This window comes from bacterium (assembly GCA_040755795.1).
Lineage (GTDB): Bacteria > UBA9089 > CG2-30-40-21 > CG2-30-40-21 > SBAY01 > JBFLXS01.
Genome location: JBFLXS010000635.1, coordinates 1 through 1,647, shown reverse-complemented (window position 1 = coordinate 1,647; position 1,647 = coordinate 1). Strand labels below are relative to the sequence as shown.

The 1,647-nt window shown below is 36.2% G+C and carries 1 protein-coding gene and 1 pseudogene; one reads left to right on the top strand and one right to left on the bottom strand.

Annotated features, from left to right (window positions below; translation table 11 throughout):
- The first annotated feature begins 20 nt into the window (after positions 1–20).
- The gene (locus AB1414_20480) at positions 21–1,250 is read left to right on the top strand and encodes a patatin-like phospholipase family protein (protein ID MEW6609788.1); all 1,230 of its coding nucleotides are present in this window, start codon (positions 21–23) and stop codon (positions 1,248–1,250) included.
- On the opposite strand, the pseudogene AB1414_20475 reads toward AB1414_20480, so the two are convergent.
- Positions 1,219–1,413 (bottom strand): annotated as a pseudogene (locus tag AB1414_20475) (secondary thiamine-phosphate synthase enzyme YjbQ). The gene AB1414_20480 and the pseudogene AB1414_20475 overlap by 32 nt on opposite strands.
- Positions 1,414–1,647: the final 234 nt, after the last annotated feature.

Genomic DNA, 1,647 nt, shown 5'->3' with positions numbered 1-1,647 from the left:
TCCAAAGGAGGTAAAATGAAATGGCTAAAATAGGTTTAGTTTTAAGTGGTGGCGGGGGAAAAGGGGCTTATGAAGCCGGTGTGGTCAAGGCACTAATCGATGCCAAAATTAAGTTCGATGTTGTTGTCGGTACATCGGTTGGTGGCTTGAATGCAACATTGATTGCCTCTAATCAGATTGATGATTTGATAAAACTATGGCAGGAAAAAATTACTAATAAGTCGGTATTTGCGCCCCAAATTAAATTAAAATTTAATTTTGGAGATATCTTATTCCTTTTTCCAATTATCTCCTTATTTTGGGCAAAAAGCAAGTTGATTAAAATTGTTTCTAACATCAATTCCCTGTGCGACTCCACCCCCTTGCGGAGTTTAGTTAAAAGTGTAGTCAATATCAATAACCTGAAGGGTTCCGGGAATAAACTAATTCTTACCGGGACAAATCTTCAGATTGGTAATGAGGAAACCTTTGTTAAAACTGAAGATGGAAAATTTTTCATTAAAAGAAAGGATTCGATTAAAGAGGTCAGAGATACGGATTTTGAAAAGATGGCTATTTCTTGTATGATGGCTACCTCGGCTATCCCGGTTGCCTTTAAGCCGGAGGATATTTCGGGCTATCAATATATTGATGGTGGGGTAGGGAATAATACCCCATTAATGAATGCTATCGAATCTGGTTGTAAAGATATTTTCACTATTTTAATTAAACCGCCTCAACGCACACCGGTAGATTTACAATTTAGTAATCTACCTTTGATTGCTGCCCGAACACTCGAAATATTTTTAGAAAATACGACTGAGGAGGATTTTCAACGGGCAGAATTAATAAATAATGTTATCAAAACATGGCAAAAGATGGTTGAGGCAATAGATTTTATCCTTAAAAAAACTGCTAAAGATAAAGAAATAATTCAGCAAATTCAAACCGTAATCGAGCAAAGCATTCCTTTTAAACAACACAAAGAGTTAATTAATAATATTGTTATCCAGCCTGATAAGGATATAGATATAGGACTATTTGAGTTTACCCCTGAAAAATTGAAAAAAGCACTTCGGCAGGGCTATCATGATGCCTGTAAGAAATTAGAGAAGTTAGATGAGGCGGGCAAATTAGAAGAACTCGGCGGCAGAAGATTAGAATGTGTTGAGTGTGCGTATGAAGTTGGCTGTGAAGGTAAAAAAATAGATAAAAAATTCTATTCAACTATCGATAAATTTATTGGGAAAACAGATGTGCAATTACCTTAACAAATACCTTTCTTCTTCGCGGGCCATCGAATTCACAAAAAAATATCCCTTGCCAGATGCCTAAAACAAGTCGGCTATCCTCGATAAAAATATTCAGTGTAGTCCCAACAATCGTAGATTTAATGTGGGCATCCGCATTCCCTTCAGAATGTAAATATCCATCTTTGAAACCGATCTTCCATCCACCAAAATAAGCTAACTCTAACAATATCAAAGGGTTAGCTTATTTTTGAGCCCTAATTATAGCCACTAATATCTAAAATTTATTTAATTTTTTGTAACCGTTCAGGGCTATACATTAGAAGTGTAAACAAGGAGAAATGGGGAAAAGGGAGAATTGGAGAAATGGCTCAAACTTTTTCTTGCTCCACCCTTCAGACATTAATCCTGGTGTCGT

Coding starts and splice junctions, on each gene's coding strand:
- AB1414_20480 (MEW6609788.1), top strand. CDS start 21: ATGGCTAAAATAGGTTTAGTTTTAAGTGGTGGCGGGGGAAAAGGGGCT.